Origin of the sequence: Wolbachia endosymbiont (group B) of Villa cingulata, from assembly GCF_964028285.1 — a bacterium.
In the GTDB taxonomy this organism is placed as follows: Bacteria; Pseudomonadota; Alphaproteobacteria; order Rickettsiales; family Anaplasmataceae; genus Wolbachia.
Genome location: NZ_OZ034766.1, coordinates 1,360,446 through 1,385,433, shown reverse-complemented (window position 1 = coordinate 1,385,433; position 24,988 = coordinate 1,360,446). Strand labels below are relative to the sequence as shown.

Below are 24,988 nucleotides of genomic sequence, written 5' to 3'. Positions count from 1 at the left end.
CTTTACTACAAAACTAAAAGCAATAAGTTTAATTATTGATCATCTGAGTAATAGGATGAGAATCAGCTAATTTGTCCTTTAACTTTTCGTTAGCAATATGAGTATATATTTGTGTTGTAGAAAGATTAGTATGGCCAAGAATTTTTTGTATCAGCACAATATTTGCTCCGCTATTCAGTAGATGGGTAGCAAGAGAATGCCTAATCACATGTGGAGAGATTTTATTTTCATCAATATCGCACTTTCTTGCTAATTCCTTTATTAATTGACCAACTCTTTGCCTTGTAATTGGTTTATTAGGTTTATCACCTGGGAATAGCCAATCAGATTTTTTGTTGTTAGGGAGCAGATTGTCACGAATTGATAAATAATCTTTAAGGCTTTGCAATGCTTGCTCATTAAAAAAGATTTGCCTTTCTCTGCCACTTTTTCCTTTTATTATTATATAGCCTTCTTTACCGTTACTGTTTACTAAATGTGATACTTCACATAACTTCATATTAATTAGTTCAGAAATACGCATCCCGGAAGAGTAAAGGATATCTAAAATTGCACATAGCCTTTTACTGCTTATCTTTTTATTCGATCCGCTTGCTGATTTTTTTACTGTTTCCATGAGCAAAAATATTTCTTGAACACTTAAATACTTAGGCAAAAGACAGGAAACCTTTGGATTTCTTAATTCATTATCATTAGCCGGTGCTGGATTAAAGTCTATTATTCCATCATTAAATAGGCACTTATAGAAATTTTTGATAGCAGATATTTTTCTTGATATAGAGCTAGTTTTATATTTCTTTTGTGTACGTAAAAAGTTTACATAATCTTTAATATTAGCTTTACTTGCACCAACTAAGGTAGTGCCTCCTTCTAATAAAAATTTTTCAAGTTGGTGTAAATCTGAACGATAACTTTCCAAAGTATTTTGTGTAGAGGATTTTTCGGAAACCAAAGTATCTATGTAATACGTTATGTAAAGATTCTCTTTTTTATTTTGTAGTTGTTTATTTTTCATTATCAGCTCCTATATTTATTTCTTTGACTATAATTTTATTGAAAGTATTTTTTGTGTTTTTTATAAGAAAATATGAGATAAACAAAGCATTTATCAATAAAGTAAGTACTACAAACCTTTGTTTTAACCTTTTTTTAAAATTTGATCTTATTTTTACCATATTTCAATTATAACATTGAATCTATAAAAAACATCCTGTAGAGTAAGTTTTACTATCGTATAAAATATCCCTTAGCTATGTCTGTTTACTCTTATTACATCATAGTATTTATTATAATTTTAACATAAAGAAATAGTGATTTCAACTTCATTATTGTATGGGTATTAATAAATTTTTAATATATATAATAAATACTTTACAAAAAAAGGAATCAATTGGCACTTTTTTTTAATAAAGTGTTAATAAAAGGAATGGTTACATTTGATCCTATAGATTCATTATCTATTTTTTCTATAACTTTATTAATGCTGTGGAAAGAACGTTCTATTCTTGCTAGAATATAATCAATTACCTTTAGATCAATTTTTAACTGTTTATCTGAAAATTGTTTTATTAGCATGATTCTTAATAATTCCTCGCTTGCAGGTAAAATTTTTACGCTGATAGTTGATAATATTCGCGAGCTTAAATCTTTTAGTTTGAAGTTAAGCTTTTTCGGTAAAATCGAAGAAGTAATTAGCAGTCTCTTATCATTTTCTTTCATGTAATTATAACAATGTAACAACATTTCCTCATCTTTAATGTTTTGTACGTCTTCTAAAATAAACGCATCGCTGTACCTCATTTCGCTTACAAAATTATTTACATCAATGAAAATAGCATCGTTTTTTGATTGCCAGATATGAGCAAGGTGAGTTTTCCCAGAGTTTTTAGGCCCAAACAGAATTAAGCATTTCCAAGATAAATCATTAATTATCGAGTTATATATGTGCTTGTTTTCGTCTAAGACGATATAATTTTGCCAACAATAATCAACTTGATTATTGTTAAATAAATTTAATTGCACGTAAAGCCTCTTACATTACTACTTTTTGATAATAATTTTTGCATAAAAATTTACTTGCATCTCTCAAATGTATCAGAGGTCCTTTTTCTTTTTATCGTGAACTAATTAGCCATTTTTATAAAGCTCACTTTCAAAATATTTATTAACTGTATATTCTACTAATACACTGAACATTGCTATTATTGGAATAAAAAATAATATACCTATAAACCCAAAATATGAGGTGCATATGACAACTCCTAGAATAATGATAGTTGGATGTATATGAACTTTTTTTCCTATTAATAAAGGCACTAATATGCTTGAGTCTATTAATTGACCAACACTAAATAATAGCAAGACAGCAGCACTTTCAAACCATCCACTAAATTGAGTAATGGCGCTCAAAAATCCAATAATAGTGTATAATAATGGCCCTATATAGGGTATAAATGTTAATGTTCCTGATAAAATTCCAATAGCTACAGAATGCTTCAGCCCAATTATGCTAAGGCCCACGGAGTAAAAGATCATCATAACTATACATACGTTTAGCTGTCCCTTTAGGTAATTAGATATAATGAAATCTACTTTGGAAAAATAACCTGCAGCTTTTTCTCTGTAAAGAATGGGAATTAGTTTACTAACCTTTTCTACAATTGAAGGCCAATCACGTAATACATAAAAAAACACCATAAGCGTAATAGCTATTAATGATACCATGTAAATCAAACTAAAGCTTGAACTTAGCACTTGAATTATAAGATTACTGCCCATGCTAAGAGCATTTATAAAATAAGATATATAATCACTGTAATTTTCTACTAGATTTTTAGACAAGTGATCAAATAAACTATCTTCAGTTTTTATATTAAGAAATTCTAGCACAGAAGGAATCACTTTAAGTTTTAGTGAAGGTATCTTATTCACTAAGAAATTTAATATTAAAGTAATTTGAAAATATATAATAGGTAAAACAAATGTAATAACTAATATAAAAGCTATCAATAAGGCAAGTGTTATAAAAAATACAGAACATGAACGCGGTATTCTGTATTTTTCAAACTTGGTTACTAGAGGGTTAAACAAATGTGCAACAAAAACGGATATTAGACACGGAGCAATCATAGGACGCATCAAAAATAATGCCCCTATTATAAAAAGTAGTACACAACAAATAGTTATATGACGTTTTTGCATATGTCTAACATAGTCGATTTACCAAAAAATATACAGTTTTTTGTAAATACTATCTATTCATTGTTTTATTAAGTATTAGATCAGCTAAATTTTCATCCAATTCCCAACCAGATAAAACTCCGTTGTGCGGGTCATATTCAAAGCTTTTCAAATTAACGATTTTGGTCAAATTTCTATTTAATGATTGATTATCTTCTAGTCCTTTTGCTGATTGTGCAGGATATGGTATTAAGGTGTCTCTTTCATGATTAATGACCGCTATTGATATATCATTATTTTGTAGCTTTTGTATATTGCTTACTATATCAAAGTCTAAATTTAGGACCTTAAGCATTTTTTTTAACAAACAAGAGGGTAGTATGCTTAGAATTTTTGTCTGAGAAATTGGAAAATGCTTTATTGCATTGTAAAAAGAGCTGAAAGTGCTGGTAAAAATAATACCTCCGAGTTTAATATCTCTGTCTGTAAAATATTTCAGCACTTCTGATGCAATTGCTCCTCAAAAGGAATGGCCGAGAAGTATAATGTTTTCAGGCTTCACACCATTGTCAATTAATTTACTGATTTCTTTTATTGAAGGCTGAGACAAGCTTTGATTCTTATTTATAAACGGAATCATGAGTGGTGGTACAGATAAAAAGGTGCAAGTTAAAGCTGCTAAGATGGCTAAACTTGCTGTCCTAGATGTCATTGGATTAGTAAGTAATATTAAAGTTGGTAATAGTATTGATGTTCCTAAAAACAAGAAACTAGCTATTGCGCAAGTTATATAGTTTTGAAATGCAATTGGGTATTTATGTGCATGAGTGTGAAAATTAGACCTATGGAGATATGTAGATCTATCTTGTATATACCTGGCCGCATTCTTATAATTATCACCTATTCCATGAAAAAATATAAGATGTATCTCATTTTCTTTATTATACTTAGCAACGTGTATTATTTTCCTCTAGCATATATTACACTAGTAAAAGAATATTCTTTTTTGAGAATTGGATCAACTTTTTTAAAATGCTAGATAACTTGTATTAACACCGAAAATGGTAAGCATGCACACTAACAGACTTGAGGAATACAAGATAGCAGCATTAATAGTTGCAGCAGGAGTAGGCAGTAGATGCAATGCCAAAATCCCTAAACAGTATATAAAATTGGCAGGTAAGTCTGTTTTATTTCACACAATTAGAAAATTCTTAGCTAATCAGTACATAAGTTACATAAGAGTGGTAGTGAATGAAAGTCAAAAAGATTTCTATAAAGAAGTTACGTCATCAACTATAGATACTAAATTGCTGAGTCCAGTATGTGGAGGAAAAAGCAGGCAGAGTTCAGTTAAACTTGGACTGGAGAGTTTGCAAAAGATCAATCCAGATTTTGTTATTATACATGACGCTTGTAGGCCTTTTGTATCAAATATTCTAATAAACAACTTGATTGAATCTATGATTAATGGTCAATATACAGGAGTAGTTCCAGCAATAGAAGTCGAGGATACTATATCGTTGGTGAGTAATAATTTCATTGAATCTACGATTTCAAGAGAAAAACTTAGAGCCATGCAAACTCCTCAAATTTTTAATTTCAGAGAATTATTATCGTGCCATCAATCAGTCAAAGAATTTACTGATGATTCATCACTAATGGTGGAGCATAAAAAACATGTTGCGATTATTGAAGGTGAGAAAAAGAATTTTAAGTTAACTACAAAAGAGGATATCAATATGGCAAAACTTCTCTTTGGAGAGCCAAAATTCCGTGTCGGAACCGGTTATGATATACATAAATTTGCTAAAATTCAAAATGATGCTAAGAGCTTTATAAAAATTTGCGGTGTGGAAATTGAGCATAATATGGCAATAGAGGCACATTCCGATGGTGATGTTGCAATACATGCAATCGTTGATGCAATACTCGGAGCACTAGGATGTGGCGATATAGGAGAACATTTTCCTCCTAATTCCTCTAAATGGAAGGATTGCAATTCATCTCATTTTCTTGACTTTGCTGCTAAAAAAGCACAGGAAAAAGGATATAGCGTGTCTAATTTAGATATTACTATAGTTTGTGAAGAGCCTAAAATATCGCCTTACAAAGCAGGAATGAAGGAATTCATATCAAAAATATTAGAAATTAATGGTGAATTCGTAAATATCAAAGCAACCACAGCGGAAAAATTAGGTTCTATTGGAAGAAATGAGGGAATAGCAACGTATGCTTCTGTGCTATTGCGTGCAAATTTTTATTGAAGGTAGAAACGAAATAACTTACTTGACAAACTCCACCATTTCACTTCCATTGCAAGGAAAGTGGGAAGGTTTGTTAAGAAATTTCTATGAGCTACTTTCGACATTAATAGCTGATTCAAGTCTTCTATTCAAAATTTTCAATATAAAATCCAATTCATTTGCGTTGTTATAACGTATCATGACTTTACCCTTAGAATTACTGTCATTAATTTTGATCTTTAAACCAAGCTGAGAAGATATAGCTCCTTCTAATGCTGCCATATCTTGATTTTTAGTACACTTATGCTCTTTTCGGTCGTTATTTTGTTGTAAGTCTTTTATCAATTTTTCAGTTCGTCTAACGCTCAGGCCCTGAGAAACTATTCTTTCTGAAATACTTTCCGCATTTTCAACATTAATCAATGCTCTTGCATGACCCATAGACAATTTTTTCTCGTTGATCATTGTTTTTACTCCATTAGGGAGTGACAGCATTCGTATCATATTGGTTATGTGACTGCGGCTTTTACCTAAAGTTAAGGCTAATTCTTCGTGTGTATAGGAGAATTCATCTATTAGTTTTCTGTACGCCTCACCTTCTTCTATTGGATTAATATCTTGCCTCTGTATGTTTTCAATTATCGATACTTCTAAGCATTCCTTGTCATTTAAATCTTTTATGATAACCGGCACACTATCAAGATTTATGACCTTACTTGCTCGCCAACGACGTTCCCCTGCTACTATTTCATAACCTTCATTATTTGGATCTTTGCGCACCACAACAGGTTGTATTATACCATTTTTCTCTATCGAACCTGCAAGTTCTTTTAATGACTCCTCATCAAAATATTTTCTCGGCTGAAATTTGCTCGGGTGTAGTAATGAAATAGGTAACCGATCTTCTTTATTACCATAATTATCGCCTATGAGGCCAGCAAGACCTCTACCTAAGCGCCTATTGTCCTTCACGCTGCACCCTCACTTATCAGCTTTTTCTCTTTACAGATGCTCATGTGTTTCTTTAAAATTTCTTTTGCCAAACTTATATATGCTTGTGCACCAGGACACTTAAGATCATATACAATAGCAGGTTTTCCATGAGAAGGCGCTTCTGATAACCGTACATTACGTGGAATAATGGTCTCATACAAGGGGATAATAGTTTTATATACTTTATCATTTAAATATTGGCAAATATCATTTTTAATCTGCTCACTAAGTTTGTTGCGTCTGTCATACATTGTGAGCAATATTCCTTCTATTAACAGGAAAGGGTTTAGGTTATTTCTTTTTATCAGCTCTACAGTCTTAACTAAATGGCTCAATCCTTCCAGAGCGAAAAATTCACACTGAAGAGGAACAATAATCGAGTCAGCAGCGGTCAGAGCATTGATAGTAAGCAGACCAAGTGATGGAGGACAATCGATAATTATGTACTCATAATTATTACGTACTTTCTCTAGCGTATCTTTTAGTACGAATTTTCCCTGCTCAAGTTGTGATAGCTCAATTTCTGCAGCTGATAAGTCAACCACTGATGAAATCAGCGATAGATTTGGAATTTCCTTTATATTGAAAATTGCCGATTCCACCAATTCACTTTCGCTGCTCAGCAGTATTTTATATATATTTTTTTCTTCCCTGCTACGATAAGAAATCCCAAGTCCTGTACTAGCATTTCCTTGAGGGTCAAGATCTACCAGTAAAGTACTTTTTCCCACAGCAGCAAAGGCTGTTGATAAATTTATACTAGTTGTAGTTTTACCAACTCCACCCTTTTGATTTACTATTGCAATGATCTTGCTCACGCCTTTTATCTTATGTATAAAATAACTCTATTGTATATATGCAAGAAATTTTTGCATTAGAAAAATTTTTTTGTTGCCAATCATGCTCAAAGTAAACTGCCTTTTTTTGTCTTGTGTAACACACTTTGAACCTTATTTCCTAATTCATTCAGAGTAAATGGTTTGGGTAAAAAATGGAAGTCTTCTATATTGATTTCATCGCTCTTTAAAAAAGCATCCTCTGCATACCCAGAAATAAAAATAACTTTGATGTTTGGCCTATGTATCAATGTTTCTTTAACTATTTCTGGACCACTCACCTCTGGCATGATTACATCAGTGATTATTAGATCTATGTGTTGATTTTTTTTTCTAATGATCTCTAGTGCTTCGCTGCCTATACTCGCTTCTATTACATTAAATCCTTTTCTTGTAAGAGCCTTAGCAGTAAATTCCCTTACTGAATCTTCATCTTCAATTAATAAAATTATACCATTACCTTTAATCTCTACCGGTTTCTCTATTTCTTTACTATCTTCCTCTTTATCATTTTCATCCGATATGTAAACTATGGGCAAAAATATGCTAAATTTAGTTCCATGATTTACTTTGCTAGCAACATAGATGTATCCTTCGGTTTGTTTAATAATGCCATATACAGTAGAGAGGCCGAGACCTGTACCAGAAGTAATATCTTTGGTAGAAAAAAATGGATCAAATGCCTTTTCAATTATATCACTCGTCATTCCACATCCAGTATCAATCACTTCAATCACAACATAATTCCCATGTTCAATCGTTTCCTTATCTGGAGAAAACATATCCTGAGGTGTAGAATTTAATGAATCAACCTTTTGATTAAAGGTTCGTATAGTTAACTCTCCCCCCTTTTCCATAGCAGCACCAGCATTAACTGCTAAGTTAAGCATAACTTGCTCTAATTGTCCTTGATCAGCCCTAACAGCACCCAAATCGCTACCATAATAAATATTAAATTTTATATTTTCACCTATTAATCTTTTGATCATTTCATAAAGATTAGCTATCGTACCATTTACATTAATAATCTTTGGCTGCAAAGTCTGTCTTCTTGAAAAAGCAAGCAGTTGTCTTACTAAATTTGACCCACGTTTTGCATTTTGCTGTATCTGTATTATATCTCCAAAAGATGGATCGCTAGCTGAGTGCTGGAGTAAAAGCAAATCACAAAATCCTATTATTCCGGTTAATATATTATTGAAATCATGTGCAATACCACCTGCTAATTGCCCTATAGCTTGCACCTTTTGATAATGCTCAAGTTTTATCTCTAGTTTTTTACGTTCAGTATTATCAATAAAATAACAAAGTATGAACATCACTTTATTATGAAGAAACTTATTAAAATATATTTTCATGTTATTACCGCCATTGAGCTGCACATCAAAGGACGCATTATTTATCCTATTACTTGAAAAATATTCACGCACTTTCATATGATAACCATCTGATATCAATGCAAAGATAGAACCATTATTTGACCCCGCAAGTTTTACTAATGCTATATTTTTCTTTATAAAATTGCCATTTATGTCGCATTGTGCAATAGCAATTGACGAATTTGTAAAACAAGGGTGTAGTTGATAATCAACAATATTTGATTCAGTTGGTGTTATAAAGCCGTGTATATAGCTATGATTGTATTTATCACAAAATATAGCAGTACTCATATAAGCCTTAAATGGAGCACCGCTTATAGTAAAAAACATAATTTCATTTTTGGTTATTGTATCGTCATACTTAGATTGAGATATAAAATCATTGATTGAGCTACCTTTTTCCAATTTTTTTAGTTCAAACATGTCTAAAAATCTTTTATTTACAGATAAGATACCTCCTTTTGTATTTGCAACGTAAGTTGCTATATTGTGTTTCTCTATCAACTCTTCATATACCTGCTCTTTGTTTACCTGTGTTGCCTTCAGTACAAAATACCCATTCGGTCTTGCTATTGGGGCTAATGATAAATTTAAAGTCTTATTACTATTTATAGCAATTTGTGGATTATCCGGTATTGGTTCAGAGAGCAAAAGAAAGTTAGATATTCTACTCTTCTTGCTTAAGGAAATGCATACTTTTACAGAAGTGTTATTTCTTAACGCATGATAGAGTGATTTTCTGTCTTTTTCTGACACATCTCCTGCTTCAAGAATTTTATCTAGCGTAACATCATCGTTTATGTGATCTTTAAACCTTTCGTAGAACCTCGCATCAGCATAAATAATACCCTCATCTTTATGTAAAATGAGACAAAACTCTGTATTATGATTCAGCGCATTTGCAAATATTGCATTTTGAAACTCTATGATATTAAGTAGATACTTGTAACGTTTTATATTATATACCACAAAGAGAGTCATTAGAATGCTAATTAATAAATTAATCTCTATATTAACATGCTGACTATATACATTAGAAAAATAGAGTACTGATATTGCTATTGGAGGTAAGAACATAATGACTGCCATCACAATAATTGACACCCCATAATTTCTTAGTATGAAGTCAACTCTGTTCTCTTTTTTGTTATCTATGTATCTTTTACTCATTATTATTGCTTGGCATCCTTGCACATATAAAAATATTCTACTATATTGATTTAATTATTATAGATTTATTAACATCCTTGATGGGTAGTTACTATCCCAATCTAATTAAGTCCTGTAAATATAGAGTACAATAATATTAATAAGCCAACAGAAGGCATTATGGAAAAACAAAAGACACAAGCGTTTGAATGGTTCTGCGCACTGAGAAACAAGATCACCGAATCTTTCTTATCAATTGAGGTACAGTCATTCACACAACCAAAAATCGAAAAAAGAAAGTGGAGCCGACCAGGTGGAGGAAGTGGTGAATCTACAATTATCTTTGGTAATATTTTTGAAAAAGTTGGAGTAAACGTTTCAAGAGTATACGGAAAGCTCGAAAACTCAGCCATTAATGAAATTCCTGGTGCAAGTGAAAGCAATGGAGAGTTTTGGGCAAGCGGTATATCTTTAGTGTCTCACATGCAATCTCCCCTTATCCCTGCAGCACATATGAACACAAGGCTGATATATACCTCAAAACAATGGTTTGGTGGAGGAATGGACTTTACTCCAATTTATAAAGATGAGGGAGATTGCAAGTATATTCACGAATCAATTAAAGCAACTTGCGATGAGTTCAACATCGAATATTATCCGAAATTTAAAAAGCAATGTGATGATTACTTTTTTTTACAACATAGAAAAGAGCCACGTGGTATTGGTGGAATTTTTTATGACAATCTAACTTCTGGCAACTGGAAAAATGATTTTGAGTTCACAAAAGCAGTAGGTGAAGCCTTTTTAGAAATTTACTTACACATCATACACAAACATATGCAAAAATCTTGGACAAAAGAACAACGAGAAGAACAATTGATAAAACGTGGCAGATATGTGGAGTTCAATCTTCTTTATGATCGTGGTACAAGGTTTGGTTTAATGACTAATGGTAACCCCGATGCAATTATGATGTCGATGCCGCCTCTTGTTAAGTGGGTGTGAAAAGCGGTTATTAATATAAAGTAAATCGTTATAGTTTAAAATTGTACCACAATGGTGAGCTTTTGTATAGAGGGGTACAATCATGGGTATAGTAGATAGTTTTTTAATTAAATCCGCTAGAAATAGCAATATAAGAGGCGTGAGGCTAGCTTTAAGTCTTCATAATATAGTAAACAGCTTTGAAAAACTCTTTTCTAGAATTAATCCTTTTAGGAACAAGGGGTCATTTGACTTGAATAATGATCAAACTTTAAATCGAGCTTTAGAGTATGCAGTAACAAATCTTGATCATAATGTAATGACGTTACTTATTAGTGCTGGAGAAAATATTAATGAAATAAATAATAGTATAGGAAATGTAATCCTTCAATATAAAATAGCATCAGAAGCTATGCAGTACGGAGAGAAGGACAGTCTCAAAGATCGTAAAGAAAAATGTTGTTTAGTGCTTGGTGAGCTAATAAAAAAAGAAAGAAAAGAAATATTGGAGATTTTGAAACAAACGGAAAGTTGTGACAAGCTTAAAGAGGAAGTAGAGCTAAAATTTAAGGCCAACTCACCTAAAAAACCTCCTAGAATTTTTGAGCATGATGATATTTTACTTTTAAAAGAGCCCATTTATGATGAGGTATATGACGCTAAGGTTAGTAACTCATTAGAAGAGTTGAGCGTATCGGAAGAATCCATTTATGCTGAAGTATATGATTTGCATAAAAGATCTACTGAAAATTTATCATTGAAAGATAGTGGTTGTTCTAGTATATCAGGAGAACCTATTTATGAAGATGTAGATGATTTCTCAGAGCAAAAAAGCCCACTAGCTTAAATCATAAAGAGCAACCAGAGCCTATTTATGCTAAGGTAGATTTATCGAAAAAGAGATCAGAAAGACAAGCAAAACATATAAAAATAATTCTGGGACTTATCATGGATTAGTGCAGGATAAAGTGAATAATTTGCAAGTAAAACTAAATGAGCAAAGTGCTAATAAGCCAGCGAGTCAGCAAATCAAGACCAAGGCTGGCTTTAACGTAAAAGAAATAAGGCAAAATTTTGAGCGTAGAGATTCTGGATACGATTCTGGCTATGATTCAGATACAAAAGTTGAACAAAAATTAGAATTAGGATCTAAAGCTCCTAAATCTGAGATAGGTTCAGTAAGCATTGAACATGGGGTAATAGGAGGCTGTCGATATAAAATCACTACTCTAACTATGTGATTCAAAATAATTGAATTGACTTTATATGTATAATCGATATAACTCAGTTAGATTCAAGTTGACTCTTTCGTCTAGTGGTTAGGACACCACCCTTTCACGGTGGTAACACGGGTTCAAATCCCGTAAGAGTCACTCAAACAGAATGCAAATAACTAAAGTTTTGAATGAAAAAAATTAGGCTTTATGTTGAAGAAGCTTTATCACAAAACGTAAATTTGGCGCTTCATCCACGACAAAGTCACTATATTTACAATGTAATGCGGCTTAAGAAGCATGATAACATCTATCTTTTTAATGGAAAGGATGGAGAATGGTTAGGAGAAGTAGTGAATATATCAAGTAAATCGACAAAAATTATAATAAAAGAACGCACTAAACAACAACAACATGAAAAAGATCTATATTTGTATTGTGCTCTGGTAAAAAGCGGCGCCTTAAGCAACATAGTAAGACAAGCAACTGAAATGGGAGTAACCTGCATTCAATTTATTTCAACAGAACGTACAGTAGTAAAAAACATTAACCTAAGTAGAGCGAAATTACAGGCAATTGAAGCTGCGGAACAATCCGGTAGGACAAGTATACCACAGATTTTTCTTCCTATTAATTTTTGTGAATTATCCGATTCTCAGAATAAAAATTTTGTTTTGTGTGATGAAACAGGTGAAGGACAACCTCCTAATAAAGTTCTAAAAGGCAAGAAAAACGTTGCTATTATTGTTGGCCCCGAAGGTGGTTTTTCATCTTGCGAACTTGATTCTGCCAATAAATTTTGTCAGAAACTGAGTCTAGGAAAAAGAATTTTGAGAGTTGATACTGCTGTAGTTGCTGCATTAACCTTCACCAATTGGTATAGCTAGATTTTTTAATATGGCTAGTGCAACTTGACACTCTATATAAAGAAATCTGCATTATATTTTTCCTAAAAGAAATAAATGAAACTTGCATTTTTTCGAACTATCGATACTCTTAGTAAAGAAGTCGGGGCGTAGCGCAGCCTGGTAGCGCATTTGGTTTGGGACCAAAGGGTCGGGAGTTCAAATCTCTCCGCCCCGAGATTAGAAAAATTACAAGAGCACTGTAACCTAAGAGCAATTTTTATCAGCAAGTAAATGATTGACAGCAGAATGAAGCTTTTTTCATATAAATCACTGCATATCATATTCTATCGCTCAAGTTTATAAAATAATTGACAATGTTAATTTTCTAATTTATAAATGGATTTTGAAGTGATTACCGAAGGAGGTATAGAGTTTGATTGAAGTATCAGTCCATTATGGTGATGTAGATAGAGCTCTTCCAGTGTTGAAAAAAATAATTCAAAAGGAAGGAAGAGGGCTCAAAATGAAAAAAAAATATCACGAAAAGAAATCAGAGAAAACAGCTAAAAAAAAAGCTGAAGCAAGGAAAAAGAGGTATCAGCAAGAATGCAGAAGACAGCGTTATGGTTGGTAGCTTTTACTAAGGTTAATAATTAGTTATCTTATGAATATTCACGAATATCAAGCAAAGGAAATTTTACACAAGTTTAATGTCCCGGTACCAAAGGGTTTTGTTGCTACATCTGCAGAAGAAGTAGAAACTCAAATAAATCAACTAAAATCTGACGTGTTTGTGGTTAAAGCTCAGATTCATGCAGGTGGTAGGGGTAAGGCTGGTGGCGTAAAGCTAGCAAAGTCAACTAAAGAAGCTCAACAACTTGTAAAGGACATGCTTGGCATAACTTTAGTTACTCATCAAACAGGGCCAAGCGGACAGCAGGTAAAGAGAGTATACATTGAAGAAGGTTCAAGCATTAAAAAAGAGTACTATTTGAGTCTAGTAGTCGATCCAAAGCTTAGCAGGCTAGTATTTATATTTTCTTCAGAAGGTGGAATGGATATCGAAGAAGTGGCAAAAAATTCTCCTACAAAGATTGTGAATTTTAATATTGACCCTGCTACTGGTTTTACAGGTCTTGATAACAATAAGCTTTGCAATAGCTTTAATCTGAGTTCAGAACAAATAGGAAAGGTAACGAATATTGCAAAAAATATATATGATGCGTTTATTACAACTGATGCGAGCCAGATAGAAATTAATCCACTAGTTGAAACGAATGCTGGAGATTTTATTGCACTTGATGCTAAAATTAATTTTGATGACAATGCTCTATACCGTCATTCAGAAATCGTGAGCCTACGTGATTACGATGAAGAAGTCAAAGAAGAAATAGAAGCTTCAAAGCATGGTCTCAGTTATATAAAAATGGATGGCAATATTGGTTGCATGGTGAACGGTGCAGGTCTTGCTATGGCAACAATGGATATAATAAAGTACTATGGAGCAGAGCCTGCTAACTTTCTAGATGTTGGTGGTGGAGCAAGTAAGGAAACTGTCACTGAAGCATTTAAAATTATATTATCTGATAGTAATGTACAAGGAATTTTGGTTAATATATTTGGCGGTATAATGCGTTGTGATATCATTGCAAATGGAGTAGTTGAAGCTGCAAAAGAAATAGATATTAAGGTCCCTTTAGTGGTTAGATTATCAGGCACTAACTTCAAAGAAGGAAAAAGAATTTTAGAAGAGTCAGGGCTAAATATTATTGCTGCAGACGAACTTGACGAGGCTGCACAGAAAATAGTACAAGAGGTGAAGTAGAGTATGTCTGTTTTAGTAAATAAAGATACAAGATTAATATGTCAGGGCTTTACTGGTGCACAAGGTACATTTCATTCAGAACAAGCAATTAGCTATGGAACCAAAATGGTTGGCGGTGTAACTCCTAGCAAGGGTGGAAGCACTCACCTTAATTTACCAGTTTTTAATACCGTAGCAGAAGCTAAAGAAAAAACTGACGTGAATGCTACTGTGATATATGTACCTGCTAAATTTGCAGCTGATGCAATACTTGAGGCAATAGATGCAGAGATAGAATTAATAGTTTGCATCACAGAGGGCATTCCTATACTTGACATGGTAAAGGTAAAGCACGCTCTCGCTGGTTCAAACAGTCGATTGATTGGCCCAAACTGTCCAGGGGTTATTACACCCGAAGAATGCAAAATAGGAATTATGCCAGGACATATTCACAGACGTGGACATATAGGAATTATGTCTCGCTCTGGAACTTTAACTTATGAAGCGGTAGCACAAACAACCGCTGTTGGTCTTGGTCAGTCAACATGTATAGGAATTGGAGGGGATCCTGTTCATGGTATGACGTTTGTTGATTGTATGGAGTTGTTTTTAAAAGATGATGACACTCATGGTATTGTAGTTATTGGTGAAATAGGTGGAAACGAAGAAGAGGATGTATCACATTTTGTGAAAACAGAAAAAACTAAAAAGCCAATCGTTGGTTTTGTAGCAGGTCAAACAGCACCTCCAGGAAGACGTATGGGGCACGCTGGGGCTATTATCTCCTCTAGTGGCGGAAGTGCTGGTGCAAAGTTAGAGGTTATGCGCAGTGCTGGGATTGCGATTGCAGAAACCCCTGCTGTGATTGGTAAAAAGGTGTTAGAAGTAATGAGTGTCAGTGCCTAGCCTAGGTCATAAAAACCCTATATCCCCAGTCATCAGTATATTTTTTGACCACTCAATCAGTAACTGACCTCCTGGTAAATGCACTGAAGTTTGTTTAGTAGCCAAACACTTACGAAGTATAGATGCAACAAATGCTGCACAAGCCGCACTACCACATGAAGCAGTAATACCTGTTCCTCTTTCCCAAACTCTTAAGTTTATTTCTCCAGATTTTTCTATTTGTGCAATACTAACATTTGTTTTCTGAGGAAATAATTCGTGATTTTCTAGCTTTGGTCCTAAATTCTGCAATGGTATTTCGCTTATGTTATCAACAAAAAAAACTATATGAGGGTTACCAATATTTACTGCAACTGGCTCTTTCAGCATTTCAAGCTCTATAGGTAGATAAAGGGGATCGCATTCACAAGAAAGAGGAATTTCATTCCATTTAAGCAGTGGTTTACCCATATTGACCTTTATTGATTTATCACCTACTTTAAAACATTCTAAGATACGATTATTTATCAGCTCAATAGTGATATATTCAGTACCTTTTTCTAACATTATCAAATATCCAACACAGCGTGCTGCGTTTCCACACATTTCAGCTCGACTACCGTCAGCATTGTAGATATGCATAAAGCAGTTTGCAGCATTAGACATTGTTATAATTATCACTTGATCACAACTGCCTTGATCAGCAATTTGTCTATAATTCCAGTCTAAATTATTTGCTGAACGTGAGTCTATGATAACAAAACTATTGCCAGTACCGTGCATCTTTACAAACGGGATCTTGTCTGTTAGGTTACTTACCATTATAGCAAAATTATATAAGTGAAAATTTTTCTTCTAATTACAGCTGTTTTGTATTCTATAGTTTTCTGTAATGTGAGTGCTAAGTCAATACCGGAGAACAGCAAAATGCTCTTTTGGCAAACTGGAGTTAGAAAGGGAGCAAATGTTTTCAATAGAAAAGTTGATAGTGACTTAATCAAAGCAGCAAAGGAATACAAAATTGGTTTTATTCGTCTTGCTCCTGACAAATTTGAAACTACGCAACGTGACTTCCTCTTAGGCAATGCAGACAATTATCCGGGCCTGATTTCCAAAGACCTGAAAGTTCTGAAAGATGTTTTAGATGCTTTTCATCAACAAAAAATACCAGTAGTGTTAACGATGCTTAGCTTACCTGGATCTAGATGGAAGCAAAATAATAACGATAAAGATGATTTACGTTTATGGTCAGATCAAGCTTTTCAAAAACAAGCAGCAAAATTTTGGCAAGATCTTGCGAAAGAGCTTAAAGATCATCCTGCTATTGTTGGATATAATATCTTAAATGAACCACATCCAGAAAGGCTTTATAATACTGCAGATTCGGCTATTTATAACGTAGAACAAAGCAAAGTTCAGAAGAATCTATTTGGCTTTTATAGCAGCGTGGTAAACAGTATCCGCCAAGTTGACTCAGAGACCCCAATAATACTTGATAGCAGCAGTTATGCTGACTCTAATACTTTTAACAAATTTGAACCAGTTAGTGATAAAAATGTTCTTTATTCATTTCATATATATGAGCCCTTTGCTTATACAAACTTAAAATTAAACCAAGGTAACTTCGCCTACCCTGGACATGTTCAATCTTTTGATGCAAAAAAAGTAGAGTATTGGAATAAAGATAAGTTAAAATCATATATAGAACCTGTAAAAATTTTCCAAAAGAGGTATAATATACCAGATTATAAGATCCTTGCTGGAGAGTTTGGCGGGCACCGCTGCTCAAAAGGATTAGAGCACTATTTTCGAGATCTTACTTCTATTTTTAATGAATATAATTGGCATTTTGCTGTTTATGGCTTTCGAGAAGATATATGGGATGGTATGGACTATGAACTTGGAAGTAAGAAATTATCGTGGAAAGATTGGCAAGCAATTGAAGAGGGTAGGATGAAAAAAAATTATTTGCCAAATAATTCAATTTTTAAGATATTAAGAGAAGAATGGTCAAGTCAGCTCGCTGGCCATTCGTCATAAAAGAATATTTCTTTTATTGATCTTCTTTGTTTTTCTTTGACTTCAGCACCCTCTTTTTCGTAACCAACTGCTATCACTGACATTACATTAAAATCATCAGGTATATTGAATCTCTTAACTATTTTATCTCTATCAAATCCACCCATTTGATGAGCCATTAAGTTCATAGCTGCAGCCTGCAGCATAAGTGCATAATTTGCTGCACCAGTATCATGCTTAGCCCAAAAATTTTCTCCTTTACCTTGTTTACGGAAGTTCTTAGCGCTTAGAGATATAATTAGTATTTGTGCATCTTTTGCCCACTTTTGATTAGATTCATCAAGGCAACCGAGCAATTTTTTCCATGCGCTTTGATTGTTCTGTTTGTTGCATATCACATATCGCCAAGGTTCATCACCAAAACACGAGGGTGTTAGCCTTACAGCTTCTATTAAAATATCCATTTCTTTCTGAGATATTGCTCTTGTAGGATCGTATGAACGTCCGCTGTGTCTTTCTTTCATCAACGATAATAGATCTTGTTTACTCATCATTTTTAAATAGTGCATAAATAATTCATTGTAGCGCAATATAAGCAAAATTTAAATTGCAAAACCTCTTATACACATATATTACATTTAGTAAGTTATTTTTATTGGGAAGATATGTTTATAACACAATCAAGCAGTAGGTCAACACTGGCTGAAATATTGTCTTGTGTTTTACTTTTATTCTTGATGGCTCAAATAAGCATACCATTGCAGCCTGTGCCTATCACATTGCAAACTTTAGGATTAATGCTTGTTGGGCTTAAATTTAACCGCAGAACAGCATTCTATTCTGTGCTTACATATCTATCACTTGGTGCAGCAGGATTTCCTGTTTTTGCGAATTTTTCTGGTGGTCATCACATTTTTCTCGGGCCAACAGGTGGATATTTGATTGGCTGTTTAGTTGCTGTTGTAGTAATGAGCAGAGTAAATGAATTACTGAACTCTAAATATAAATCATTTATGTGTAATTCTTTAAGTTGTCTGGCGGGTACAGTCGTAATCTTTATTTGTGGTATTAGTTGCCTTACTATTTACGTGGGTCTGAAACAAGCAATAATGGTAGGTGTTTTACCATTCATCCTTCCTGGTTTGGTAAAAATTTTTCTACTTGTAGCAGCTTTGCAGTATTTGAAAAAGTGATAAGGTTTTGTCCTCATCATTTTATGTGCACTCTTGCATTTCAAGGGTATGGATATTCTCAGAGCTTTGTAGAAAATTACAAAAAGATAGCAAGTAAAGTAATTAGTGATCCTAATACTAAAATCGAAGTAGTTGATAATCTTGACACTATTTGCAGTGTTTGCCCAAACCAGACTAAACAAGGTAAATGTACCACACAAGCTAAAGTTTTAGAGCTAGATAGAAGGCATATGGAAATTTTAGGAATAAAAATTGGCGAGATTTTGACCTGGAGTGAAGCAGTCAAAAGAATTAGAAAGAAAATGTCTTTAGAGAAATTTGACTACGCATGTGAGGAGTGTAATTGGCAACCATATGGAATGTGTAGAAGTGACCTTACCCAGAAAAAGTAGACAGAAAGTTAAGACGTTTTTGCTATGAGAATGATGAATCAAAAAGCTCAGGAATGCAATAGTTAATAGTAGAATGTCTACGCTGTTTATTATAAAAAATTTCTATATATTCAAATATTGCGGTTTTAGCTTGTTGTGCAGAGTGTTGTGAAGTATCAATGAGTAACTCTCTCTTAAGTGAACTAAAAAAGCTCTCTGAAACAGCATTATCATAACAACAACCTTTGTGACTCATACTAGAAGTAATATTTTTTGTACTTAGTAAAAATTGATAATTTTTAGAGGTGTATTGCGATCCTTGATCGCTATGAAATAGTAGATTTTTAGCAGATTTGCGCCTACCAATAGCCATGAATAACGCATCTATAACTAATTGCCTATTTACTGCATTACTCATTGACCAGCCAATCACCATGCGTGAATATAAATCTATTATTGCTGCCAAATATAACCATCCTTCATTAGTTTTTATGTACGTAATATCAGTTACCCATATCTTGTTAGGTTGATCAGCGATGAAATTCTGATTTAATATGTTAGGAGTTATAACTCTATTGTCTATTTGTGGTTTTTTACTTTTAAACTTTCGTCTAAGCTTAGCTTGAATGCCATTTTTCTGCATAACATTTTGCACTGTTTTGATGTTATAATTTTTACCTAAAGCCTTTAATTCAGCGTGAATTTTAGGAGCTCCGTATCTGCATTGTGATGCTCGATATACCTTCTGAATATCTTGTATGAGCTCTTCTCTTATTGATTTTTTGTTGTTTTTTTCCTTAGTAATCCATTTATAATAACCACAAGCAGATACGTTCAAAAATCTGCATGATTCCCGTATTTTATAGCATTTTTTATGTTCTTTTATAAAAGAATATTTTACTCTTTTTGGTTTGCAAAATATCCCAGGGCTTTTTTTAAAATGTCTCTTTCCCTCGTTACTCTTGCCAGCTCTTTCTTTAAATCAAACTTTTCTTTGTCACAATGAGCTACTTTCCCTTTTCCTGGAAACGCATCTACTCCAGACATTCTATCATTGTATGTTTTTACCCATCTGCTTAATGAATCACCGCTAATACCCAAATCTCTTGCTATTTTTGCTGATGATTGACCTGTTTCTTTTACTAGTCTTATAGCTTCAATTTTGAATTCTGCTGTATATTCTTTTCTTTTTGTCATACCACACCTCTTTGAAAAAACGTTTTATTTTACTTCAAAAACGTCTTAACTTTCTGTCTACTTTTTCTGGGTAAGGTCAGACGAACGCAAGTGAACCACTGATGAAGTGTCGAAAGCGTAGAGACGACGTCAAAACCAGGGGGTAGTCGTTAACCTGGGATGAATCTACTGGGAGCTTGTTTACTGGGTAGGTGGCGTCCGGCATAAAAGTGGCGTGAATCTATTTTAGGCTATTGCATGGAACTACGGGAACCTGTCGTTTCGATGAAAAGGGAGAAGTCCAAAGAGCTGATCTCTGAGGATGAGAGTACCGATGCGAAAAACAGGGGCGGATTAGCTCGTAGTAGCGAAGAAGTTTCTGTAATGGAAATGGAGTGAAGGGGCTAAGTTATTTAGTTTTAATTATTTATCAACCGAAAGGGAGGAGTTAATGAATGAAACAAAGTCTTTTGATATACCGAAGCAACTTATTTGGAGAGCTTATAAACAAGTATCGAAAAATAAAGGTGCAGCAGGTGTAGATGAGGTCTCGATAACAAAGTTTGAAGAAAATCTAAAGGATAATCTATACAAATTATGGAATCGGATGTCATCCGGAAGTTATTTTCCAGAGCCGGTAAAAGCTGTTGCGATACCAAAAGATACAGGAGGGCAAAGAATTTTATGTGTGCCTTCAGTATTCGACAGGATAGCGCAAACAGCAGCTACAATGTATCTTGAGCCGTTAGTAGAACCGAAATTTCACGAAGATTCATATGGTTATAGACCAAATAAGTCTGCGCTGGATGCGGTATACACAGCACGGAAGAGATGTTGGAAAAATGATTGGACGGTAGATCTTGATATATCTGGGTTTTTCGACAATCTGGACCACGATTTAGCACTGCAGGCTATCAAGAAACACACAGACTGCAAATGGGTCATACTGTATGTTGAGAGGTGGATGAAAGCCCCCATTCAGCAAGCAGATGGCAGTAGGGTAACAAGGGATAAAGGAGTTCCGCAAGGAGGTTCAATAAGCCCAATCATTTCAAGCATATTTATGCACCATGCGTTTGATATGTGGATGAAACAAAATTATCCAACAGTACCATTTGAAAGATATGTAGATGATGCGATAGTGCACTGCAGAACTAAAAGACAGGCAGGATTTATGAAAGTAATGATTGAAGAAAGATTGGCTAAGTGTAAATTGAAGTTACATCCTGAAAAGACACAGATTGTGTACAGTAAGGATGATGATAGAAAAGAACAATTTCCTAAACAAAGCTTTGATTTTCTAGGTTATACTTTTAGACCTAGAGTAGCAAAGAATAAGATGAGGAATTATTTCATCTCATTTCTACCTGCAATTAGTAACAAAGCCAAGAAGAAGATCAAGAAAACCATAAAGTCATGGAGAATACATCGGATTACATGGACCACACTAGAGGAAATATCGAAGAAAATAGATCCAATAGTCAGAGGCTGGTTTCAGTACTATGGCAGGTTTTATAAATCAGAGATGTATCCATCTCTCAGGAATATAGAGAGATACCTCATAAGATGGGTCAGGACAAAATATAAGAAACTTCGTGATCACGGAAGACTAGCAAAGCAATTTTTAGGAAAAGTGAGAAAGAGGTCTCCAAGTATTTTCTATCATTGGACACTTGGGTTAGGATCAAAAGGCTAAATAATGGGAGCTGTATAAGCCGAGAGGTTTCCGTGCAGTTCTGCGAGAGACTGGTGGGGAAGTTCCGCCGGTCTACTCTCCTCATTCTTGTAACACTAATTGATATAATTCAACTACAATTTCAAATTTTTAACAAAATTTTCAGGAGGCACATATGAATTTTAACATTTTTCAAAGAAAGAAAAGCAATGAATACTCTGCTTTGCAACTAATGGTGGAACCAAGTTGGAGTAGGCGCGATTATGCAAGTTTTGCTGAGGAAGGCTACATAAAAAATGTCATTGCCTTTCGAGCAATTAATATGATCGCAAGTGCTGCATCTTCGGTACCTTTTACTCTCTGCCAGCTTACTGACCAGGGAAAGTTACAACTAAAAACACATCCTTTACTAAAATTACTTTATTCTCCTAATCCAATGACATCAAAATCGGAATTTATTGAAGGGATTGTGACTTATCGATTAGTTAATGGCAATTCTTATGTATTGATGATTGAGGCGCAGAACAAACCAACAGAGCTTTATCTTCTGCGCCCTGATAGAGTTGAAATTGTTCCGGGGAGAAGTAACGTTCCTTATGCCTATCGTTATACCGTAAATAACAACAGTTATGACTTTAAAGTTGATAAATTGACTGGGCGTTCAACAGTACTGCATCTTAAAACCTTTAACCCTTTGAATGATTGGTATGGACTTTCACCAATTGAGGCAGCTGCATATAGTATAGATCAGCATAATCAGGCTGGTGCTTGGAATCAGGCAATGCTGCAAAATGGAGCAAGACCAAGTGGTGCAATAGTTGTAAAATCAGAAAAGGATGGAAGTGGTGGAAACTTAAGTCAAGAGCAGTACCAACGCTTAAAAGAACAGATAAATGATCATTACTCAGGTCCTGTCAATGCTGGAAGACCTATATTGCTTGAAGGGGGCCTAGAGTGGAAGGAAATGAGCTTATCACCGAGGGATATGGATTTTATTGAGTCAAAACATAGCTCAGCTCGTGATATTGCTCTAGCTTTTGGCGTTCCGCCGCAGTTGCTTGGCATACCAGGTGATAATACTTATAGCAATTTGATCGAAGCACGTCTTTCCCTTTGGGAACAGACGATTTTACCAACGCTAGAAAATATTATTTGTCACTTAAATTCTTGGCTAGTGCCCAAGTTTGGCAAAGATTTATGTTTGTCATATGATAAAGACGCGATAGAAATTCTAATGGAGAAAAGATAAAAGATGTGGAAATACGTGCAAAACGCAAGCTTTATGACGCTCAATGAAAAAAGAGAAGCTTTTGGCTTGCAACCGTTACCCGGTGGTGATAAATTGGGTTGATATTATTTTTTTGCATATTAAATTAATTACAATGAAATTGTGGGGTAAATTATGAATGAAAGGGAACAAAGAGAATTGGATGAACTATTAATGAATTCTTCTAAAGGAGAGAATATACAGCAGGTTACGGAGTTGATAGAAGCTGGAGCAAATATTAATGCAGTAACAACTGTGCAAAAGGAGACTCCTTTACATATTGCAGTTAGGTATGGTCATAAGGAAGTAGCAGAGTTGCTGCTTAATAAAGGGGCAAATGTTAATGCAGTAGAAAGGCGAAAGTGGACTCCTTTACATACTGCAGTTAAAAGTGGCAAGATGGAGGTAGCAGAATTGCTGCTTGATAGAGGAGCAAATGTTAATGCAGTAGATAATCTGGATATGACTCCTTTACATTTTGCACTTAAGTATAATCGGGAGGAATTAGTAAGGTTGCTGCTTGATAGAGGAGCAAATGTTAATGCAGTAGACAAGAAAGGAAGGACCCCTTTATCTATTGTAGCTAGTGATGATTACCAAATAGGGTATTGCGATAAACCGATGGTAGTAAGAACTATAATTGCATATGCTGTGGTACATAGTGGTATCACAACGAAACCAGAGTGTATTGTCAAAAATATTGAATTGTCCAAATTTTGGGATGATTATCAGAATGAGATGATGAACGTCAGGCTTAGTAACAGCAATATATCATTATATCAGTTTCTGCGAGAGACTGATGAGAATAAATTAGCAGGTTATTTGTCTGAGAGAGAATATGATGAAATAAGGTGTTCTGACGCATTGGAATATATATCAGAATTTCCTGAACACGTTAATACGATAGTAAGCCAATTTGATAAGGCATCGGACAGAAGGGATTTATTAGATAAAAGTAAAGCAGCTATAGAGAATTCTAATTTGTGGGTGTTACATCAAGTTTTTGACGAAGTAACTTATCACTTAACAGATAAAGAGTTAAAGAACATTATAGAGGCATTTCCAAGTCAGAATTTGGATAATCCAAGTGCTGAACAACTTCAAGCAGCTGCTCAAGCTCGTAATTAGAGTAATGTACACAGGCCTATGCTCATTATAAAAGGAGAAACTTTTACCGTTACCCGGTGGTGATGCGTTGAATTGATATTTATATAGTGTAGATATTTATACTAAGCTGTAAGAAATTAGAGGTATTTTATGTATCAAGAACAAGAAAATTCAGTAGGTAATTCTCGATTTATTCTTCCTCATATAGAATTGTCATCGAGACGCAAAGCAAATATTAATGCAGCAGATCGTAATGGTGAAACTCCTTTACATTACGCTGCTAAAAGAAATCGCTTAGAGCAAGTGAAATTATTGCTTAAAAAAGGAGCAGTTATTGATGTAAAAAATCGTTTCGGTTATACTCCTTTATACAATGCTGTTCATTCAGGCCACACAAGTATGGTAAAATTATTGCTTGAAAAAGGAGCAAATATTAATATATCAAGTAATTCTTGTGTTACTGTTTTACATTTATCTGTTCTCAAAGACTATAGGGAGATAACACGTTTATTGCTTGGAGAGACAGAGAGTCCAAGTACAAGCTGCAGCGACGCAAGCATTGAGCAGGTACAAACAATCAGTTTTATCATTGGTGAAATTAGAACATCTTTTACTAAGGTCTAACTTAAAGACAGATGGTCCCTTAAATCCTACATCTAAAT

The 24,988-nt window shown here is 34.1% G+C and carries 27 protein-coding genes, 2 tRNA genes and 1 pseudogene; 19 read left to right on the top strand and 11 right to left on the bottom strand.

Annotated features, from left to right (window positions below):
- Positions 1–28: 28 nt before the first annotated feature.
- From ABWU52_RS07070 to ABWU52_RS07055, 4 genes are all read right to left on the bottom strand, one after another.
- A complete protein-coding gene (locus tag ABWU52_RS07070; protein ID WP_353276837.1) occupies positions 29–1,015 on the bottom strand; it encodes a tyrosine-type recombinase/integrase in 987 nt (328 codons plus the stop codon).
- 371 nt (positions 1,016–1,386) lie between these two features.
- Positions 1,387–2,022 (bottom strand): DnaA ATPase domain-containing protein, encoded by a 636-nt coding sequence (locus tag ABWU52_RS07065; RefSeq protein WP_211907585.1) that lies wholly within the window; start codon positions 2,020–2,022, stop codon positions 1,387–1,389.
- A 105-nt stretch (positions 2,023–2,127) separates the two neighbouring features.
- Positions 2,128–3,201, bottom strand: a complete 1,074-nt coding sequence (locus tag ABWU52_RS07060) for an AI-2E family transporter (protein WP_353276835.1) — start codon at positions 3,199–3,201, stop codon at positions 2,128–2,130.
- A gap of 49 nt (positions 3,202–3,250) precedes the next feature.
- Positions 3,251–3,535 carry a hypothetical protein gene (locus ABWU52_RS07055; RefSeq protein ID WP_353276833.1) on the bottom strand — a complete coding sequence of 95 codons (285 nt, stop codon included), beginning with the start codon at positions 3,533–3,535 and terminating at the stop codon, positions 3,251–3,253.
- 283 nt (positions 3,536–3,818) lie between these two features.
- Here ABWU52_RS07055 and ABWU52_RS07050 point away from each other — a divergent pair, with 283 nt between their 5' ends.
- Together ABWU52_RS07050 and ispD are read left to right on the top strand one after the other, a co-directional pair.
- Complete coding sequence (locus ABWU52_RS07050; protein WP_353276831.1) at positions 3,819–3,974, top strand: hypothetical protein; 156 nt, start codon at positions 3,819–3,821, stop codon at positions 3,972–3,974.
- A gap of 267 nt (positions 3,975–4,241) precedes the next feature.
- Positions 4,242–5,447, top strand: a complete 1,206-nt coding sequence (gene ispD, locus ABWU52_RS07045; protein WP_353276829.1) for a 2-C-methyl-D-erythritol 4-phosphate cytidylyltransferase — start codon at positions 4,242–4,244, stop codon at positions 5,445–5,447.
- A gap of 84 nt (positions 5,448–5,531) precedes the next feature.
- On the opposite strand, the gene ABWU52_RS07040 is transcribed toward ispD, so the two are convergent.
- The 3 genes from ABWU52_RS07040 to ABWU52_RS07030 form a co-directional block, all read right to left on the bottom strand.
- Positions 5,532–6,398, bottom strand: coding sequence for a ParB/RepB/Spo0J family partition protein (locus ABWU52_RS07040; protein WP_353276827.1), 867 nt, complete (start codon positions 6,396–6,398; stop codon positions 5,532–5,534).
- The gene (locus ABWU52_RS07035; RefSeq protein ID WP_006014513.1) at positions 6,395–7,237 is read right to left on the bottom strand and encodes a ParA family protein; all 843 of its coding nucleotides are present in this window, start codon (positions 7,235–7,237) and stop codon (positions 6,395–6,397) included. Before ABWU52_RS07035 ends, ABWU52_RS07040 begins: the two co-directional genes overlap by 4 nt.
- A gap of 86 nt (positions 7,238–7,323) precedes the next feature.
- Positions 7,324–9,804: a response regulator gene (locus tag ABWU52_RS07030; protein ID WP_353276825.1), complete on the bottom strand. Its 2,481-nt coding sequence runs from the start codon at positions 9,802–9,804 to the stop codon at positions 7,324–7,326.
- Between the two features lie 159 nt (positions 9,805–9,963).
- Between ABWU52_RS07030 and hemF the strand changes: the two genes are divergently transcribed.
- The 9 genes from hemF (at position 9,964) to sucD (ending at position 15,539) form a co-directional block, all read left to right on the top strand.
- Entirely contained in the window at positions 9,964–10,788 is an 825-nt protein-coding gene (hemF, locus tag ABWU52_RS07025) for an oxygen-dependent coproporphyrinogen oxidase (protein ID WP_353276823.1), read from the top strand.
- 82 nt (positions 10,789–10,870) lie between these two features.
- On the top strand, positions 10,871–11,614 hold the full coding sequence (locus tag ABWU52_RS07020) for a hypothetical protein (RefSeq protein ID WP_353276822.1): 744 nt from the start codon (positions 10,871–10,873) through the stop codon (positions 11,612–11,614).
- Positions 11,615–11,735: 121 nt separating this feature from the next.
- On the top strand, positions 11,736–12,008 hold the full coding sequence (locus ABWU52_RS07015; RefSeq protein ID WP_353276821.1) for a hypothetical protein: 273 nt from the start codon (positions 11,736–11,738) through the stop codon (positions 12,006–12,008).
- A gap of 60 nt (positions 12,009–12,068) precedes the next feature.
- Positions 12,069–12,140 (top strand) — tRNA-Glu (locus ABWU52_RS07010).
- A 32-nt stretch (positions 12,141–12,172) separates the two neighbouring features.
- Complete coding sequence (locus ABWU52_RS07005) at positions 12,173–12,868, top strand: 16S rRNA (uracil(1498)-N(3))-methyltransferase (protein ID WP_353276819.1); 696 nt, start codon at positions 12,173–12,175, stop codon at positions 12,866–12,868.
- Positions 12,869–12,990: 122 nt separating this feature from the next.
- Positions 12,991–13,064: transfer RNA gene (locus ABWU52_RS07000), tRNA-Pro, on the top strand.
- Positions 13,065–13,262: 198 nt separating this feature from the next.
- On the top strand, positions 13,263–13,463 hold the full coding sequence (gene rpsU / locus ABWU52_RS06995; protein WP_015588134.1) for a 30S ribosomal protein S21: 201 nt from the start codon (positions 13,263–13,265) through the stop codon (positions 13,461–13,463).
- Between the two features lie 30 nt (positions 13,464–13,493).
- On the top strand, positions 13,494–14,654 hold the full coding sequence (gene sucC, locus ABWU52_RS06990; protein ID WP_353276817.1) for an ADP-forming succinate--CoA ligase subunit beta: 1,161 nt from the start codon (positions 13,494–13,496) through the stop codon (positions 14,652–14,654).
- Positions 14,655–14,657: 3 nt separating this feature from the next.
- Positions 14,658–15,539, top strand: a complete 882-nt coding sequence (gene sucD / locus ABWU52_RS06985) for a succinate--CoA ligase subunit alpha (RefSeq protein ID WP_064085491.1) — start codon at positions 14,658–14,660, stop codon at positions 15,537–15,539.
- Between the two features lie 6 nt (positions 15,540–15,545).
- Here the strand turns inward: sucD and dapF are convergent, their stop codons facing one another.
- A complete protein-coding gene (gene dapF, locus ABWU52_RS06980; RefSeq protein ID WP_010403976.1) occupies positions 15,546–16,340 on the bottom strand; it encodes a diaminopimelate epimerase in 795 nt (264 codons plus the stop codon).
- A gap of 105 nt (positions 16,341–16,445) precedes the next feature.
- Here dapF and ABWU52_RS06975 point away from each other — a divergent pair, with 105 nt between their 5' ends.
- Positions 16,446–17,558: a glycoside hydrolase family 5 protein gene (locus ABWU52_RS06975; protein WP_353276815.1), complete on the top strand. Its 1,113-nt coding sequence runs from the start codon at positions 16,446–16,448 to the stop codon at positions 17,556–17,558.
- Here ABWU52_RS06975 and ABWU52_RS06970 read toward each other — a convergent pair.
- The gene (locus tag ABWU52_RS06970; protein ID WP_211907621.1) at positions 17,534–18,106 is read right to left on the bottom strand and encodes a nitroreductase family protein; all 573 of its coding nucleotides are present in this window, start codon (positions 18,104–18,106) and stop codon (positions 17,534–17,536) included. The genes ABWU52_RS06975 and ABWU52_RS06970 overlap by 25 nt on opposite strands.
- Positions 18,107–18,202: 96 nt before the next feature.
- Here ABWU52_RS06970 and ABWU52_RS06965 point away from each other — a divergent pair, with 96 nt between their 5' ends.
- On the top strand, positions 18,203–18,730 hold the full coding sequence (locus tag ABWU52_RS06965; RefSeq protein ID WP_353276813.1) for a biotin transporter BioY: 528 nt from the start codon (positions 18,203–18,205) through the stop codon (positions 18,728–18,730).
- Positions 18,727–19,122, top strand: coding sequence for a DUF1284 domain-containing protein (locus ABWU52_RS06960; RefSeq protein ID WP_353276811.1), 396 nt, complete (start codon positions 18,727–18,729; stop codon positions 19,120–19,122). Before ABWU52_RS06965 ends, ABWU52_RS06960 begins: the two co-directional genes overlap by 4 nt.
- Before the next feature lie 22 nt (positions 19,123–19,144).
- Here the strand turns inward: ABWU52_RS06960 and ABWU52_RS06955 are convergent, their stop codons facing one another.
- Positions 19,145–20,023 carry an IS3 family transposase gene (locus ABWU52_RS06955; RefSeq protein ID WP_353277659.1) on the bottom strand — a complete coding sequence of 293 codons (879 nt, stop codon included), beginning with the start codon at positions 20,021–20,023 and terminating at the stop codon, positions 19,145–19,147.
- Positions 19,999–20,298: a transposase gene (locus tag ABWU52_RS06950; RefSeq protein ID WP_064085359.1), complete on the bottom strand. Its 300-nt coding sequence runs from the start codon at positions 20,296–20,298 to the stop codon at positions 19,999–20,001. The genes ABWU52_RS06955 and ABWU52_RS06950 overlap by 25 nt, the downstream gene beginning before the upstream one ends.
- Before the next feature lie 237 nt (positions 20,299–20,535).
- Between ABWU52_RS06950 and ABWU52_RS06945 the strand changes: the two genes are divergently transcribed.
- From ABWU52_RS06945 to ABWU52_RS06925, 5 genes and pseudogenes are all read left to right on the top strand, one after another.
- Complete coding sequence (locus ABWU52_RS06945; protein WP_019078704.1) at positions 20,536–20,676, top strand: hypothetical protein; 141 nt, start codon at positions 20,536–20,538, stop codon at positions 20,674–20,676.
- A 52-nt stretch (positions 20,677–20,728) separates the two neighbouring features.
- Entirely contained in the window at positions 20,729–21,973 is a 1,245-nt protein-coding gene (gene ltrA, locus ABWU52_RS06940; protein WP_353276809.1) for a group II intron reverse transcriptase/maturase, read from the top strand.
- Positions 21,974–22,127: 154 nt separating this feature from the next.
- Positions 22,128–23,303 (top strand): annotated as a pseudogene (locus tag ABWU52_RS06935) (phage portal protein).
- A 51-nt stretch (positions 23,304–23,354) separates the two neighbouring features.
- On the top strand, positions 23,355–24,347 hold the full coding sequence (locus ABWU52_RS06930) for an ankyrin repeat domain-containing protein (RefSeq protein ID WP_353276807.1): 993 nt from the start codon (positions 23,355–23,357) through the stop codon (positions 24,345–24,347).
- A 129-nt stretch (positions 24,348–24,476) separates the two neighbouring features.
- Entirely contained in the window at positions 24,477–24,950 is a 474-nt protein-coding gene (locus tag ABWU52_RS06925) for an ankyrin repeat domain-containing protein (RefSeq protein WP_353276805.1), read from the top strand.
- The last annotated feature ends 38 nt before the right edge of the window (positions 24,951–24,988 follow it).